Raw genomic sequence first — 15,797 nt, forward strand, 5'->3', positions numbered from 1 at the left:
GCGCCGGCGGGCTGTCGCCCGATGCGCGACGCGAATCCTGATGCCCGCGTCATCATAACCGCAGGCCCATATTGAAAAGCGCCGCCGCCGGCCGGGCGGCGATACGCCGCAGCGTTCAACAACGCCGTACCCGATTCATGCACGTCGACCGACATCGCCGATCCGCGCTGCACGGCGAGTCACGCGCGACCGCAACCCCACTCAACCCCGCCCCTTGCAGCGTCCAGGCGGTCGCCCGGCGCCTGCCGTTCGGCCCCGCCCTGGCGCTTGTCGCACCATCGGCCTGCCAACCCGCCAATTTTTCACGATGCGGAACAAGTCTCTGCGTTGTAAAAATTCGTGGTGCAGGGCACAAATTTCCCGTTTCGCGATGCCAAAAAACGTTCCGCAATACAAAACGATTCAAATAATTATTTGTTTTTAAAAGAGAATTTTTGTTTAGTGAAGCTGTTCTACATGCGCCATCCGATCGGGTCCCGGACGTAGACTTTGTTCCATGCACTGACGCTTCGCCACGACGTTCGATACGGAACCCGGTGCAAGCAGCCAGTCGGGCCACCAGGTGGCACAACAGAATCGCTTGTGATCAGAAAGGGAGAACGGAAATGAAGGGATTTCGCTTTGGTTCAGCGCTCGGGTCGTTCTACATCCTGCCGGGTAACGGCGGCTGGGAAGCGACGTTCGGCAACGCCCTGCTCGGCGCGTTCTCGTGCCCCGAAGTGGCAGCCGACCACATCTCCCGCGGCGACTGCGAGCAACCGTCCGAACTGGATACGGCCACGCTCGAAGTGCCGCACGAAATCGCCGAATGGGAAATCGTTCACGTCTGAATGGCAAGCCAGCAACGAAAAACGCCCCGGGCGTCCGGGGCGTTTTCCTTTTGTAACGGGCGGCAGGCGGCAATGCCCACCGCGCCGGTACACGCATCGACTCGCGCGATCGCGCGGCCCGCGTCAGGCGACCGCGTCGACGATGCCGTTCAGCGTCGCGCTCGGGCGCATGGCCTGGCTCGTCAGGTCGACGTTCGGACGGTAGTAGCCGCCGATGGCCTGCGCGTTGCCCTGCGCAGCCGCCAGTTCTTCCAGGATGCGCGCTTCGTTGTCGGACAGCGCCTTCGCCACGCCTTCGAACTGCGCCTTCAGCGCCGCGTCGTCGCTCTGCTCGGCCAGCGCCTGCGCCCAGTACAGGCACAGGTAGAAGTGGCTGCCGCGGTTGTCGAGGCCGCCGACCTTGCGCGCCGGCGACTTGTTCTCGTCCAGGAACTTGCCGGTCGCCTGGTCGAGCGTCTTCGCGAGCACGACCGCCTTCGGGTTCTGGTAGGCGTTGCCGAGGTGCTCGAGCGACGCGGCCAGCGCGAGGAATTCGCCGAGCGAATCCCAGCGCAGGAAGCCTTCCTCGACGAACTGCTGCACGTGCTTCGGCGCGGAGCCGCCCGCACCCGTTTCGAACATCCCGCCGCCGGCCATCAGCGGCACGATCGACAGCATCTTCGCGCTGGTGCCGAGTTCCATGATCGGGAACAGGTCGGTCAGGTAATCGCGCAGCACGTTGCCGGTGACCGAGATCGTGTCCTTGCCCGCGCGGATGCGATCGAGCGAGAAACGCGTCGCGTCGACCGGCGTCATCACGCGGATGTCGAGGCCGTTCGTGTCGTGATCCTTCAGGTAACGCTCGACCTTCGCGATGATCTGCGCGTCGTGTGCGCGAGCCGGATCGAGCCAGAACACGGCCGGTGCGCCGGTCGCGCGCGCGCGGTTCACCGCGAGCTTGACCCAGTCCTGCACCGGTGCGTCCTTCGTCTGGCACATGCGCCAGATGTCGCCCGCTTCCACCGCATGCTCGAGCAGCACGTTGCCCGCTTCGTCGGTGACGCGCACGACGCCGTCCGCCGGGATCTGGAACGTCTTGTCGTGCGAACCGTATTCTTCAGCCGCCTGCGCCATCAGGCCGACGTTCGGCACGCTGCCCATCGTGACCGGATCGAACGCGCCGTGCTGCTTGCAATCCTCGATCACGGCCTGGTAGACACCGGCGTAGCAACGATCCGGAATCACAGCCTTCGCGTCGTACAGTTGGCCGTCCGGGCCCCACATGCCGCCCGAATCGCGGATCATCGCCGGCATCGACGCGTCGACGATCACGTCGCTCGGCACGTGCAGGTTCGTGATGCCCTTGTCGGAGTTGACCATCGCGAGGCGCGGGCGCACGGCGTATTCGGCCTTGATGTCGGCTTCGATCGCTTCGCGCGTGTCGGCCGGCAGGTCCTTCAGGCGCGCGTACAGGTCGCCGATGCCGTTGTTCGGGTTGAAGCCGGCCTGCGCCAGCACGTCAGCGTGCTTCGCGAGCGCGTCGCGGTAGAACACCGACACGAAATGACCGAACAGGACCGGATCGGAGACCTTCATCATGGTCGCCTTCAGGTGCACCGAGAACAGCACGTCCTGCGCCTTCGCATCGGCGATCTGCGCTTCGATGAAGCTGCGCAGCGCGTTGCGGCTCATCACCGATGCGTCGATGACTTCACCGGCCTTCACGGCCGTCTTTTCCTTCAGCACCTTCTTCGCGCCGTCGGCCGTCGTGAGTTCGATCTTCACGCTGCCGGCATCGGCGATCAGCGCCGACTTTTCGCTGCCGTAGAAGTCGCCTTCGCTCATGTGCGCGACGTGCGCCTTCGACGTGGCCTTCCATGCGCCCATCTTGTGCGGATGCTTGCGTGCGTAGTTCTTGACCGACAGCGGCGCGCGGCGGTCCGAGTTGCCTTCGCGCAGCACCGGGTTCACCGCGCTGCCCTTGATCTTGTCGTAGCGGGCCTTGACCGCCTTCTCTTCGTCCGTCGACGGATCTTCCGGATAGGCCGGCAGCTTGTAGCCCTGCGCCTGCAGTTCGGCGATCGCGGCCTTGAGCTGCGGCACCGATGCGCTGATGTTCGGCAGCTTGATGATGTTCGCTTCCGGCTTCAGCGTGAGCTGGCCCAGTTCGGCCAGATCGTCGGCACCCTTCTGCTCGGGCGGCAGGACGTCTGCGAATGCCGCGATGATGCGGCCGGCGAGCGAGATGTCGCGCGTTTCGACGGCGACGCCGGACGAGCGCGTGAAGGCCTTGACGATCGGCAGCAGCGAATAGGTCGCGAGCGCGGGCGCTTCGTCAGTGAGGGTGTAGATGATCTTGGGCGAAGTGGACATGGTCGATGCGTTGCTACTTGAAAATTTGGACTGGGAGCGCCGGCGGGTAACCGGCGGGGAGCGACCGGGTCGGTCGCGAAAGGGGCGCGCCGGCTCAGCCGGGCGGTGGTGTTGCGAGGGCCGTCATGTTCTACCTTGCAGGGGCTCCGGGCCGCATCGCGGCGCCGCGGCCCGCATGCCGGACCGCCCTGCCAACAAACCTGCCATCCACGAAACGCTCCGGCGCCGGCAGTAGGCGCCGGGGCGGCCGGACACGCGCCGGCCCACCCCGGAAGGGGACTTACATGTTCTCGATCAGCACTTCACCGAAGCCCGAGCACGACACCTGCGTCGCACCTTCCATCAGGCGCGCGAAGTCGTACGTGACGCGCTTCTGCAGGATCGACTTCTCCATCGCGGCGATGATCGTGTCGGCTGCTTCCGTCCAGCCGAGGTGGCGCAGCATCATTTCCGCCGACAGGATCTCGGAACCGGGGTTCACGTAATCCTTGCCCGCGTACTTCGGCGCGGTGCCGTGGGTCGCTTCGAACATCGCGACCGAATCCGACAGGTTCGCACCCGGCGCGATCCCGATGCCGCCGACCTGCGCGGCGAGCGCGTCGGAGATGTAGTCGCCGTTCAGGTTCAGCGTGGCGATCACGTCGTATTCGGCCGGGCGCAGCAGGATCTGCTGCAGGAACGCATCGGCGATCGAATCCTTGATCACGATCTCGTTGCCCGTCTTCGGGTTCTTCACACGCATCCACGGGCCGCCGTCGATCAGCTCGCCGCCGAATTCCTTCTGCGCGAGCGCGTAGCCGGCATCACGGAACAGGCCTTCCGTGAACTTCATGATGTTGCCCTTGTGCACCAGCGTGACCGACTTGCGATCGTTGTCGATCGCGTACTGGATCGCCTTGCGCACGAGACGCTCGGTGCCTTCGGTCGACACGGGCTTGACGCCGATCCCCGAGGTTTCCGGGAAGCGGATCTTCTTCACGCCCATCTCGTCCTGCAGGAACTTGATCACCTTCTTCGCCTGCTCGGAGCCCGCGGCCCATTCGATGCCTGCGTAGATGTCTTCCGAGTTCTCGCGGAAGATCACCATGTCGATCTTTTGCGGCTCGCGCACCGGCGACGGCACGCCCTTGAAGTACTGCACCGGGCGCAGGCACACGTACAGGTCGAGTTCCTGGCGCAGCGCGACGTTCAACGAACGGATGCCGCCGCCGACCGGGGTCGTGAGCGGCCCCTTGATCGACACCACGTATTCCTTGAGCACCTGCAGCGTTTCGTCCGGGAGCCACACGTCCGGGCCGTACACCTTCGTCGCCTTCTCGCCCGCGAAGATCTCCATCCAGTGGATCTTGCGCGTGCCCTTGTAGGCATGCGCGACCGCCGCGTCGACGACCTTGATCATGACCGGTGTGATATCGAAGCCCGTACCGTCGCCTTCGATATAGGGAATGATCGGCTGATCGGAAACGTTGAGCGAGAAGTCCTTGTTGACGGTGATCTTGTCACCGCCTTCCGGAACCTTGATGTGCTGATACGGCATGATCGACTCCAGTGACGTGGCTGAGCAGGTGATGCTGGTCGAAGCTGCGCGCGCGGCGGGGGCGCGGCATGGCCACCCCGTGACGGCAACAGCGAGCCGCTATTCTAGCGCCCCAACCGGGCACTTCGGCATGAAGCGCGGCACTGCGTATCAAGACCCCACTTATGTCTTATATAAGACAGAGGACTTGCCGTTCCGTATTATGCATTAAGATTCCGCCATTTGCCATAGACCGCCCGCCCCCGCTTCCCGCGGCCCGCCGGGCGGACGCCCAGCCATGAACCTGATCGCCCTCAACAAGCCGTTCGGCACGATTTGCCAGTTTTCCGCGCACGAGACGCGTCCGTCGCTCGGCGACTGGGTAAAAACGCCCGGCGTCTACGCGGCCGGCCGGCTGGACGCGGACAGCGAGGGCTTGCTGCTGCTCACCGACGACGGCGCGCTGCAGGCGCGCATCGCCGAACCGCGCCACAAGCTCGTCAAGCGCTACTGGGCGCAGGTCGAGGGTGCGCCAGGCCCCGCCGACCTGAAGGCGCTCGCGCGCGGCGTCGACCTCGGCGACTACGTGACGCGCCCATGCCGCGCCGAATTCATCGAACCGCCCGACACGCTGTGGCCGCGCAACCCGCCGATCCGCTACCGTGCCGCGATCCCGACGACGTGGATCGAGCTGGCGATCACCGAAGGCAAGAACCGGCAGGTGCGCCGGATGACGGCGGCCGTCGGCTTCCCGACGTTGCGCCTGGTGCGCGTCGGCGTCGGAGCGCTGGATATATTCGCGCTCGGCATTGCACCGGGAGAAACAATCGCGCTGCCGCCGCGCGCGCCGTGGGACGGTTTCGCGCCCGCCGGATGACGAATTCGCGACGGGCGAATTTTTCGTCATCTTTTTCGTCAACCGCCTGCGAAGATCGCGCGTTAAACCACGCAGATGCCAACCTTAGCTATCCGGCATTGGCAGCCGAACCCGTGTTTGCGTCACGAAAGCGACGTTTTAATCGAATACGATTCGGCGCCCGCAGCGCAATGAGAAATTTCTCGAAGCGTCTGTCAACCGAAAGGTGGATGGCACCGTTAGACGACATGACTCCTATTGCCGGGTCATTTGGTTAATTAACTAAAGCTGAGGAACACAACATGAACAAACTGATCGCCGCTCTGGTCGCTGGCCTCTTCGCAACGGCTGCTTTCGCACAAGCATCGGCTCCGGAAGCTGCTCCGGCAGCTGCTGAAGCTGCTTCGGCACCGGCTAAGCACGCTGCTAAGAAGCACCACGCAGCTAAGAAGCACCACAAGGCATCGAAGAAGGCTGCAGCAAGCGACGCAGCAGCACCGGCAGCTGCTTCGAACTAAGTAAGCTTGCTGTAATAACGCAGTCAAGAACACGCAGTCTTGCCGTTCTTACGGCGTTGAAAGGCAGATCACCGCAAGGCGATCTGCCTTTTTCTTTTGTGTGCCCGCCGGTGCGCATCGCGTACCATGCGGGTCTCGTTTTCCAGATAGGAGCCTTGCTGTGCAATTCTCCCTGCGCTCGTCGCTCGGCCGCCTTGCGCGCGCCGCCGTGTTTCCCGCCGCGCTCGCCGTCCTCGCGCTCGGCATGCAGGCCGCCAGCGCGCAAGTGCCCCCTGGCGCCAAGCAGCCGAGCGAATTCCCGCGCGTGAAGCTGCGCGCCGGCATGTACGTGATCGACGCGGCCGTCGCCGCGAACGACCCCGACCGCGAACAGGGGCTGATGTACCGTTCGCAGCTCGCGCCGAACGAAGGCATGCTGTTCGTGTTCAACGAGAACGCGGTGCACTGCTTCTGGATGAAGAACACGCTGATCCCGCTGTCGATCGCGTTCATCCGCGCGGACGGCACGATCACCGACATCGACGAGATGAAGGCCGAGACGACCGACAACCACTGCCCGCGCAACAACGGCGTCTACGCGCTCGAAATGAGCAAGGGCTGGTTCGCGGCGAAGGGCATCAAGCCCGGCATGAAGCTCGAAGGGCTGCCGAAGGCCCAGTAACGGCCATTGCCGCGGCGTCGCGCCGCGCATCGACCGAAGCCGGCCGCCCGTTGCGCGCCGGCTTTTTTTTCGCCCGCCGGCGGTGGCACGCGGCTTGATTCCGCCAGTGCCGGCCGCATCTGCAAAAGCCACGCGCAAGCGCTATGCTTTAAGTCTCGCTAGTCCAGCCCGGGCCGGCCCCGTCGGCCCGCTTACGATCCGAACCTAAGGAGGTTCACGTGCCCCGCAAAACCCCCATCGAGCGCTATCGCAATATCGGGATCAGCGCTCACATCGATGCCGGCAAAACCACGACGACCGAACGCATCCTGTTTTACACCGGCGTGAGCCACAAGATCGGTGAAGTGCACGACGGCGCGGCCACGATGGACTGGATGGAGCAGGAGCAGGAACGCGGCATCACGATCACGTCGGCGGCGACCACGGCCTTCTGGAAGGGCATGGCCGGCAATTATCCGGAGCACCGGATCAACATCATCGACACGCCCGGGCACGTCGACTTCACGATCGAAGTCGAGCGCTCGATGCGCGTGCTCGACGGCGCGTGCATGGTCTACGACTCGGTCGGCGGCGTGCAGCCGCAGTCCGAAACCGTCTGGCGCCAGGCCAACAAGTACAAGGTGCCGCGCATCGCGTTCGTCAACAAGATGGACCGCATCGGCGCCGATTTCTTCCGCGTGCAACGGCAGATCGGCGAGCGCCTGAAAGGCGTCGCCGTGCCGATCCAGATTCCGATCGGCGCGGAAGATCATTTCCAGGGCGTCGTCGATCTCGTGAAGATGAAGGCGATCGTGTGGGACGACGAAAGCCAGGGCGTGAAGTTCGCGTACGAAGACATCCCCGCGAACCTGGTCGAGCTTGCGCACGAATGGCGCGAGAAGATGGTCGAGGCCGCGGCGGAAGCGAGCGAGGAACTGCTCGAGAAGTACCTGCACGACCATGAATCGCTGACCGAGGACGAAATCAAGGCCGCGCTGCGCAAGCGCACGATCGCGAACGAGATCGTGCCGATGCTGTGCGGCAGCGCGTTCAAGAACAAGGGTGTTCAAGCGATGCTCGACGCGGTGATCGACTACCTGCCGTCGCCGGTCGACGTGCCCGCAATCCTCGGCCATGACTTCGCCGATCCGGAAAAGCCGGCGGAACGTCATCCGAGCGATGACGAGCCGTTCTCGTCGCTCGCGTTCAAGATCATGACCGACCCGTTCGTCGGCCAGCTGATCTTCTTCCGCGTGTATTCGGGTGTCGTCGAATCGGGCGACACGGTGCTCAACGCGACCAAGGACAAGAAGGAACGGCTCGGCCGGATCCTGCAGATGCACGCGAACGAGCGCAAGGAAATCAAGGAAGTGCGCGCGGGCGACATCGCGGCGGCCGTCGGCCTGAAGGAAGCGACCACCGGCGACACGCTGTGCGATCCGGCCAAGCCGATCATCCTCGAGAAGATGGAGTTCCCGGAGCCGGTGATCTCGCAGGCGGTCGAGCCGAAGACGAAGGCCGACCAGGAAAAGATGGGCCTCGCGCTGAACCGCCTCGCGCAGGAAGATCCGTCGTTCCGTGTGCAGACCGACGAAGAATCCGGCCAGACGATCATTTCGGGGATGGGCGAGCTCCACCTCGAAATCCTGGTCGACCGGATGAAACGCGAATTCGGCGTCGAAGCGACGGTCGGCAAGCCGCAGGTCGCGTATCGCGAAACGGTGCGCACCACGGCGTCCGACGTCGAAGGCAAGTTCGTCAAGCAGTCGGGTGGCCGCGGCCAGTACGGCCACGCGGTGATCACGCTCGAACCGAACCCGGGCAAGGGCTACGAGTTCCTCGACGAGATCAAGGGCGGCGTGATTCCGCGCGAATTCATCCCGGCCGTCGACAAGGGCATCACCGAGACGCTGAAGAGCGGCGTGCTCGCGGGCTACCCGGTCGTCGACGTGAAGGTGCACCTGACGTTCGGCTCGTACCACGACGTCGACTCGAACGAAAACGCGTTCCGGATGGCCGGCTCGATGGCGTTCAAGGAAGCGATGCGCAAGGCGAAGCCCGTGCTGCTCGAGCCGATGATGGCCGTCGAGGTGGAGACGCCCGAGGAATTCATGGGCAACGTGATGGGCGACCTGTCGAGCCGGCGCGGCATCGTGCAGGGGATGGAAGACATCGCGGGCGGCGGCGGCAAGCTCGTGCGCGCCGAAGTGCCGCTCGCGGAAATGTTCGGCTATTCGACGTCGCTGCGCTCGGCCACGCAGGGCCGCGCGACCTACACGATGGAGTTCAAGCAGTACGCGGAAACGCCGGCCAACGTATCGGAAGGCGTGATCAGCGCGAGAGTGAAGTAAGCGCAGCGCGCTCGCGCGCTGTCGCATGCAGGCAAGGCCCGTCCGGTTCCGGACGGGCTTTTTTTCGTCCGCTGCGCACGGTGCACGGCTTTTTGATCGGCACGCCCGGCAATTTTTTCGCGTGACACAATGCATCGCGATTCGTCAGATGGAACCGTCCCGATGCCGTCCACCCCTGCCCTGCGCCGCCTGCTGATCCTCTATGCCGGCCTGATCGCCGCGAACGCCGCTGTCTGGCTGTGGGCGCTCGCGGTGCTGCACGATCATCCGCTGCTGCTCGGCACAGCCGCGATCGCATACGGGCTCGGTTTGCGTCATGCGGTCGATGCCGATCATATCGCGGCGATCGACGTCGCGACGCGCAAGCTGATGCAGGACGGCCAGCGCCCGGTGAGCGTCGGCCTGTTCTTCTCGCTCGGCCATTCGACGATCGTGATCGCCGCGACGCTCGGCATCGCGCTCACCGCGTTCGCGCTGCGCGACCGGTTCGATGCGTTCCGCGAGATCGGCGGCACGATCGGCACGGCGGTGTCAGCCACCTTCCTGCTCGTGCTCGCGTGCGTGAACCTGGTGATCCTGCGCGATCTGTGGCGGCGCTATCGCGGCACGCACGGGCACACGCACGATGCCACGCATGTGCACCGTCCTGCCGGGCTCGTGTCCCGGCTGCTGCGTCCGCTGTTCCGGTTCGTGTCGAAGAGCTGGCACATGTACCCGGTCGGCGTACTGTTCGGGCTGGGTTTCGATACTGCAACCGAAATCGGCCTGCTCGCGATCGCGGCCGCGCAGGCGAGCCAGGGGCTGCCGGTCTACACGGTGATGCTGTTTCCCGCGCTGTTCACGGCCGGCATGACGCTGATCGATTCAACCGACAACGTGCTGATGATTCATGCGTACGGCTGGGCGATGGACGATCCGCAGCGCAAGCTGCTCTACAACGCGAGCATCACGTTCGTGTCGGCGGCCGTCGCGATCGCGATCGGCGGGATCGAGGCCGCCAGCCTGCTCGCGGACAAGCTGTCGCTGACGGGCCCGGTGCGCGATGCGCTCGACGCGGTCGGCGACCGCTTCGGCACGATCGGCTATGGCATCGTCGCGCTGTTTCTCGTCTGCTGGATCGCGTCGATCCTGTTCCACCGCTGGCAGCGCGCGGCCGACGCGCCGGCGCGCTGAACTTAGCTCAGACGTTTCATTCCGGAAACAAAATTCCCCCCAAAAACGTTGCATGCGCCGTCGCGCGCCTGCGTGCGCCTTGTGCGACGGGCGTAAGCGGCCGGTGGCACGAATCTCGCAGATAGGGATTCTGCACGGCGGGCCCGCATGCCGTTCCGCGATCTCGGCTGGCGTCCAGCGCCCGCCCGAAAGCGATCGGCTGCCGACAGGACTACGAACCTTTACTGGCCCCCTGCACCACACGTAGATCGCCGCGCGGCGACGAGGCATCGCGCGCATGGGGAGGCCATGATGCTCAAGACGAAACAACCGTTCCGTACGCCGGGACGGCGCTATCGCGCAACCTTGTTCGCCGCAGCCGCGTTCGCGTGTTGCTGCTCGTATGCCGTCGCGCAGGATGCGACACCGGACTCCGCGGCCGATGCAGTTGCCAACGCGGACGCCATCATGACGCTGGTCGACGACGCTTCGCCTTGCGCAGCCAATCCGGCTGCGTGCGCGGTGCACGTCTTCGCCGGCGGTCGCGCCGGCGGCAATGGCAATGGCAGCGGCGGCAGCCCCGGTAGCGGAAATGGCAATGGCAGCGGCAGTGGCAACAACGGGAACGGTACCGTCGGACCTGCTGGCGTCGGTGGAACGACGAGCGGAACATCCGGCGGTACGAGTGGTTCGGGTGGCTCGGGCCGCGGAGGGAATGCGTCTGGCACCGGGGGTTCGGGTGGTGGTTCTTCGGGTGGTGGTACTTCCGGTGGTGGCACTTCCGGTGGCGGTACTTCGGGCGGAGGCACTTCCGGTGGCGGTACTTCCGGTGGCGGTACTTCCGGTGGTGGTACTTCCGGCGGGGGCACTTCCGGTGGCGGTACTTCGGGCGGAGGCACTTCCGGTGGCGGTACTTCCGGTGGTGGTACTTCCGGCGGGGGCACTTCCGGTGGCGGTACTTCCGGTGGCGGTACTTCGGGCGGAGGCACTTCCGGTGGCGGTACTTCCGGTGGTGGTACTTCCGGCGGGGGCACTTCCGGTGGCGGTACTTCCGGTGGCGGTACTTCGGGCGGAGGCACTTCCGGTGGCGGTACTTCCGGCGGTGGCACTTCCGGTGGCGGTACGTCCGGCGGAGGCACTTCCGGTGGCGGTACTTCGGGCGGAGGCACTTCCGGTGGCGGTACTTCCGGTGGTGGTACTTCCGGCGGGGGCACTTCCGGTGGCGGTACTTCCGGCGGCGGCACCTCCGGCGGTGGAGGTCACGGCGGACACGGTGGCCACGGCGGTGGTGGTGATGGTGATGGCGGTGGTCACGGCAACGGCGGCCATGGCGACGGTGATGGCGGCGGTCACGGCAACGGTGGCCATGGCGACGGTGATGGCGGTGGTCACGGCAACGGCGGCCACGGCGATGGTGACGGCGGCGGTCACGGCAACGGCGGTCACGGCAACGGCGGCCATGGCGACGGTGATGGCGGCGGTCACGGCAGTGGTGGTCACGGCGATGGTGACGGCGGCGGTCACGGCAGTGGCGGCCACGGCGATGGTGACGGCGGCGGTCACGGCAGTGGTGGCCACGGCAATGGTGATGGCGGCGGTCACGGCAGTGATGGCCACGGCAATGGTGATGGCGGCGGTCACGGCAATGGTGGCCATGGCGATGGTGACGGCGGCGGCCACGGCAACGGCGGTGGCCATGGCGACGGCAACGGCGGCAGTCACGGCGATGGTGGCCACGGCGATGGCAACGGCGGCGGTCACGGCAATGGCGGTGGCCACGGCGATGGCAACGGCGGCGGTCACGGCAATGGCGGTGGCCATGGCGATGGTGACGGCGGCGGTCACGGCAACGGCGGTGGCCATGGCGATGGTGACGGCGGCGGTCGCGGCAATGGCGGTGGCCATGGCGACGGCAGCGGCGGCAGTCACGGCAATGGTGGTGGCCATGGCGACGGCAGCGGCGGTGGCCACGGCGGTCACGGCAATGGCGGCGGCAACGGCAATGGAAACGGCAGTGGCGGCGCCGGCAATGGCGGGGCCAACGGTGTCGGCAACGGCCATGGCACCGGGAATGGCAATGGCGGCGGTCACGGCAACGGCGGATCGTCCGGCGCCAACCACTGACCGGCCGCGGTGCCCGGCCGGGTGTCGTCAGAGCATCTCGAGCGCGCGCTTGCTGCGTGGCGGACGGAAGTACGCGTCAAGCTGCGCGCGCTCGTCATCGCTGAACATGAAATCGAGCGCGGCCCGGTTGTCGCGCACGTGTTCGATCCGCGACGCCTTCGGGATCGCGAACACCCCCGGCTGCGCGAGCACCCACGCGAGCGCGACGCGCATCACCGACACGCCGCGCTGCCGTGCGATCTCGTCGAGCGGCGAGCGCTTCGGCAGCCGCCCGTGATCGACCGGGCTGTACGCCATCGCCGGCATCCGGTGCTCGGCCAGCCACGGCAGCAGGTCGAACTCCGGGCCGCGCCGCGCGATGTTGTAGAGGATCTGGTTGGTCGCGCACGCGTCGCCACCGGCTTCATCGACGAGCTCGGCCATGTCGGCCGTATCGAAATTGCTGACACCCCAGTGACGAATCTTGCCCGCGCGCCGCAGCGCCTCGAAGCCCTCGACCGTCTCCTCGAGCGGCACCGAGCCGCGCCAGTGCAGCAGGTACAGGTCGAGACGATCGGTACCCAGGCGCTTGAGGCTCGCGTCGCACGCCGCGACGACACCGCGCCGGCTCGCATGGTGCGGATAGACCTTGCTGACGAGGAACACGTCGTCGCGCAAGCCCGCGAGCGCCTCGCCGACCAGTTCCTCGGTCGCACCGTCGCCGTACATCTCGGCCGTATCGACCAGCGTCATCCCGAGCGCGACGCCCTCGCGCAGCGCGGCAATCTCGTCCGCGCGCCGGGCCGGCCGCTCGCCCATTTCCCACGTGCCCAGGCCAAGCTTCGGAATCGTCTCGCCGTCCGGCAGGACGACCGTGGCGATCGTGTCTGTCATGCGTTCCTCGTTGCGGATCGGTGGCCGCGCACCGCGGCCCAGCCATGGAATACGACGCATCAGTGTAGTCAATCGGCGCGCCATTCACCTATTGCACGGCAAAAACCGGCTATAACGGCGCCACGTGATGACTTAGAATGGCCGCAACCTGATCGATACCCACTCCATGAAGGCATCCACGGACGACCGCTGGCAGGACCTGCGCCCCGACCCCGACAACGACACGCCGCTCTACCTGCAGCTCGCCCGCAAGCTCGGTGATGCGATCCACGACAACCGCTGGACGGCCGGTGAGGCATTGCCGTCCGAGCGCGTGCTGTCCGACGCGCTCGGCGTTTCGCGCATCACCGCGCGCAAGGCGATCGCGCTGCTCGTCGAGCAAGGCCTGATTCGCCGCACGCAGGGCGCCGGCAACTTCATCCAGCCGCGCTACGAAGATCCGCTGTCGCGGCTGTCGAGCTTCAGCGAAATGCTCGAACGGCGCGGCTTCAAGCCGAGCTCGCAATGGCTCGCGCGCGAGATCCAGCCGGCGAACCGCGACGAGGTGATCCAGCTCGGGCTGTCGCCGGCCGCATCGGTCACGCGCCTGAAGCGCCTGCGCCTCGCCGACGGCATCGTGATGGCGGTCGAGAATTCGACGTTTCCGGCGACGCTGATCCCCGATCCGCAGGCGATCGGCGGTTCGCTGTACAGCTATCTTGAAGCGCGCGGCACGCCGATCGTGCGCGCGCTGCAGCATTTCCGCGCGGTCAACGCGACCGACGAGATCGCCGAGCAGATGGGCATCGCGCCGCACGACGCGCTGCTGCTGATCACGCGAATCGGCTATACGTCTGACCAGCGCGCGATCGAACTGACCGATACCTACTGCCGCAACGACTACTACGACTTCGTCGTCGAGCTGCGCAAGTAACGCCAGCCGCGCCGGCCCTCACAGCCAGCGCGCATCGTCGGAGCCGAGCGGCACGGGCGGGCGCGTCAATGCGGGCGGTGTCACCGACAACCGCTCGGCCGGCCGCACCACGTCGAGCGTGCCGAACGGCGACGTGATGCGCTCGATCCGGTCGCGCACGTCGGTGCGCGCGAAATCGGGCGCCTGCAGACCGTCCGGCACGAGGCCGAACGACTGCAGCCAGCGTCCCGTCTGCGCCAGTGACAGTCGCACGTGCCAGCTTCCCCCTTCGCGTGCCCGGCGCGCGAGCGCGATCATCGCGCCGAACGCCGCGAGATAACCCGTCGCATGATCGAGCGCCTGGCACGGCAAGTGGCGCGGCCCGTCCGCATGCGCAGCCTGCTGCTCTCGCCACGCGATCCCGCTCGCCGACTGCACGAGGCTGTCGAAGCCGCGCCGCTGCGCCCACGGCCCCGCGTGCCCGTACGCCGATATCGACACGTACACGATGCCGGGCCGCCGCGCCGCCAGCGCGTGCGGCGCGAAGCCGCGCGCCGCGAGTGCACCGGGCCGGTACGACTGCAGGAACACATCCGCGTCGCATGCGAGCGCGTGCAGCGTATCGATGCCCGCCTCATCGCGCAGGTCGATCCATGTCGAACGCTTGCCGCGCCCGTTGTCGATCACGAGCGGCGCGATGTTCGGCAGGTGCGGGCCGTTGACGAGCAGCGTCTGCGCGCCGTGCGACGCCAGCGTGCGGCCCGCGACCGGCCCCGCGATGATGCGCGTGAGATCGAGCACGCGCACACCCGCGAGCGGCTGGCCGGCTTCGTCGCGGCCGATCGGCTCGACCGGCGCGTCGCCGATCCGCTCGATCTCGAACAGCGGCAGCGATGCGATCGCGCGCGCCTGCTCGTGCGCCGCCCACTCGTCAGGTGTTCTGATCAATGCGGCGCACAGCCCGGCCTCGGCCAGCGCGGTATCGAGCGCCGCACCGTCCCGCGTGCGGATCGCCGCTGCGACGTCGTCCCGCTGCGCGCCGCAGCCGAGTACGTCGAGAATCCCGCGCAGGTGATGCGGGAAGTTCGCGTGCAACTGGATCCAGCGTCCGTCGCCCGTCTCGAAGAAGCCCGTCACCGGATGACGCAACTCCGGCGGCGGGCCATCGTCCACGCGCAGGTAGCGTTCGCTGCGGAACGCGACGAGCGCGTCGCGCACCGACACGTCGACGGATTGCGCGACACGAGTGCGAAGCCGGTGGCATTCGGCCGCCGCGAGCCCGGCTGCCGCGATCGTCGCCGCGGCGAGCGTGCCGACCCGGAAGGTCGACGGCAGCGTCGGATCCTGCCCCGTCACGGTCGCACGGGCCAGCGCGTCGGGGGCGCCGTGTGCGAGCTGCCACAGATGCGTCAACGCGAGTTCGGGTGTCATGGCGAGAAGGGCGGCGGGAAGACAAGATCGAGTCTAGAAGTCGCGACAGTCGCGAGCAATCCCGATTGCGCGAATCAGCATGTCACGCACGGTCGTAGTTCGGGTGTATCTCCTGCGCCCCGGCAGGAGCGGCCGGCATCCCATCCCCCAACGCGCAGGAACCCTGCCGGCATCCTCGATGCCGGCGCGCCCCCCTGCACATTTGCACCGCGGCCCGCTGCGCTCGTCGCCGGACGGCGCGCCCCTGCTCCGCTGCAGCCCC

11 protein-coding genes and 1 pseudogene are annotated in these 15,797 nt (G+C 66.5%); 8 read left to right on the plus strand and 4 right to left on the minus strand.

Going from position 1 to position 15,797, the window contains the following annotated elements:
- The first annotated feature begins 605 nt into the window (after positions 1-605).
- Entirely contained in the window at positions 606-830 is a 225-nt protein-coding gene (locus ACN8ZM_RS13600) for a hypothetical protein (RefSeq protein ID WP_043190017.1), read from the plus strand.
- Between the two features lie 123 nt (positions 831-953).
- On the opposite strand, the gene ACN8ZM_RS13605 is transcribed toward ACN8ZM_RS13600, so the two are convergent.
- Both ACN8ZM_RS13605 and icd read right to left on the minus strand, forming a co-directional pair.
- Positions 954-3,182 carry an NADP-dependent isocitrate dehydrogenase gene (locus ACN8ZM_RS13605; protein ID WP_043190020.1) on the minus strand — a complete coding sequence of 743 codons (2,229 nt, stop codon included), beginning with the start codon at positions 3,180-3,182 and terminating at the stop codon, positions 954-956.
- Positions 3,183-3,462: 280 nt separating this feature from the next.
- Positions 3,463-4,719 (minus strand): NADP-dependent isocitrate dehydrogenase, encoded by a 1,257-nt coding sequence (gene icd, locus ACN8ZM_RS13610; RefSeq protein WP_420210132.1) that lies wholly within the window; start codon positions 4,717-4,719, stop codon positions 3,463-3,465.
- 277 nt (positions 4,720-4,996) lie between these two features.
- Between icd and ACN8ZM_RS13615 the strand changes: the two genes are divergently transcribed.
- The 6 genes and pseudogenes from ACN8ZM_RS13615 to ACN8ZM_RS13640 form a co-directional block, all read left to right on the plus strand.
- Positions 4,997-5,575: a pseudouridine synthase gene (locus tag ACN8ZM_RS13615; RefSeq protein ID WP_043190023.1), complete on the plus strand. Its 579-nt coding sequence runs from the start codon at positions 4,997-4,999 to the stop codon at positions 5,573-5,575.
- 281 nt (positions 5,576-5,856) lie between these two features.
- Positions 5,857-6,072 (plus strand): hypothetical protein, encoded by a 216-nt coding sequence (locus ACN8ZM_RS13620; protein ID WP_011352970.1) that lies wholly within the window; start codon positions 5,857-5,859, stop codon positions 6,070-6,072.
- A 160-nt stretch (positions 6,073-6,232) separates the two neighbouring features.
- Positions 6,233-6,733 (plus strand): DUF192 domain-containing protein, encoded by a 501-nt coding sequence (locus ACN8ZM_RS13625; RefSeq protein WP_089451158.1) that lies wholly within the window; start codon positions 6,233-6,235, stop codon positions 6,731-6,733.
- A 218-nt stretch (positions 6,734-6,951) separates the two neighbouring features.
- Positions 6,952-9,063, plus strand: a complete 2,112-nt coding sequence (gene fusA / locus ACN8ZM_RS13630) for an elongation factor G (RefSeq protein ID WP_043190027.1) — start codon at positions 6,952-6,954, stop codon at positions 9,061-9,063.
- Between the two features lie 162 nt (positions 9,064-9,225).
- Positions 9,226-10,236 (plus strand): HoxN/HupN/NixA family nickel/cobalt transporter, encoded by a 1,011-nt coding sequence (locus ACN8ZM_RS13635; RefSeq protein ID WP_420210133.1) that lies wholly within the window; start codon positions 9,226-9,228, stop codon positions 10,234-10,236.
- A gap of 291 nt (positions 10,237-10,527) precedes the next feature.
- Positions 10,528-12,060, plus strand: a pseudogene (locus ACN8ZM_RS13640) (hypothetical protein); the annotation flags it as partial.
- A 306-nt stretch (positions 12,061-12,366) separates the two neighbouring features.
- Here ACN8ZM_RS13640 and ACN8ZM_RS13645 read toward each other — a convergent pair.
- Complete coding sequence (locus tag ACN8ZM_RS13645) at positions 12,367-13,212, minus strand: aldo/keto reductase (RefSeq protein WP_420210134.1); 846 nt, start codon at positions 13,210-13,212, stop codon at positions 12,367-12,369.
- A gap of 166 nt (positions 13,213-13,378) precedes the next feature.
- Here ACN8ZM_RS13645 and ACN8ZM_RS13650 point away from each other — a divergent pair, with 166 nt between their 5' ends.
- On the plus strand, positions 13,379-14,125 hold the full coding sequence (locus tag ACN8ZM_RS13650; protein WP_011352976.1) for a GntR family transcriptional regulator: 747 nt from the start codon (positions 13,379-13,381) through the stop codon (positions 14,123-14,125).
- A gap of 18 nt (positions 14,126-14,143) precedes the next feature.
- Here ACN8ZM_RS13650 and ACN8ZM_RS13655 read toward each other — a convergent pair whose 3' ends face one another.
- Positions 14,144-15,535: a CoA transferase gene (locus ACN8ZM_RS13655; protein ID WP_420210135.1), complete on the minus strand. Its 1,392-nt coding sequence runs from the start codon at positions 15,533-15,535 to the stop codon at positions 14,144-14,146.
- Between the last annotated feature and the right edge of the window lie 262 nt (positions 15,536-15,797).

Source organism: Burkholderia aenigmatica (assembly GCF_048627025.1).
GTDB lineage: Bacteria > Pseudomonadota > Gammaproteobacteria > Burkholderiales > Burkholderiaceae > Burkholderia > Burkholderia aenigmatica.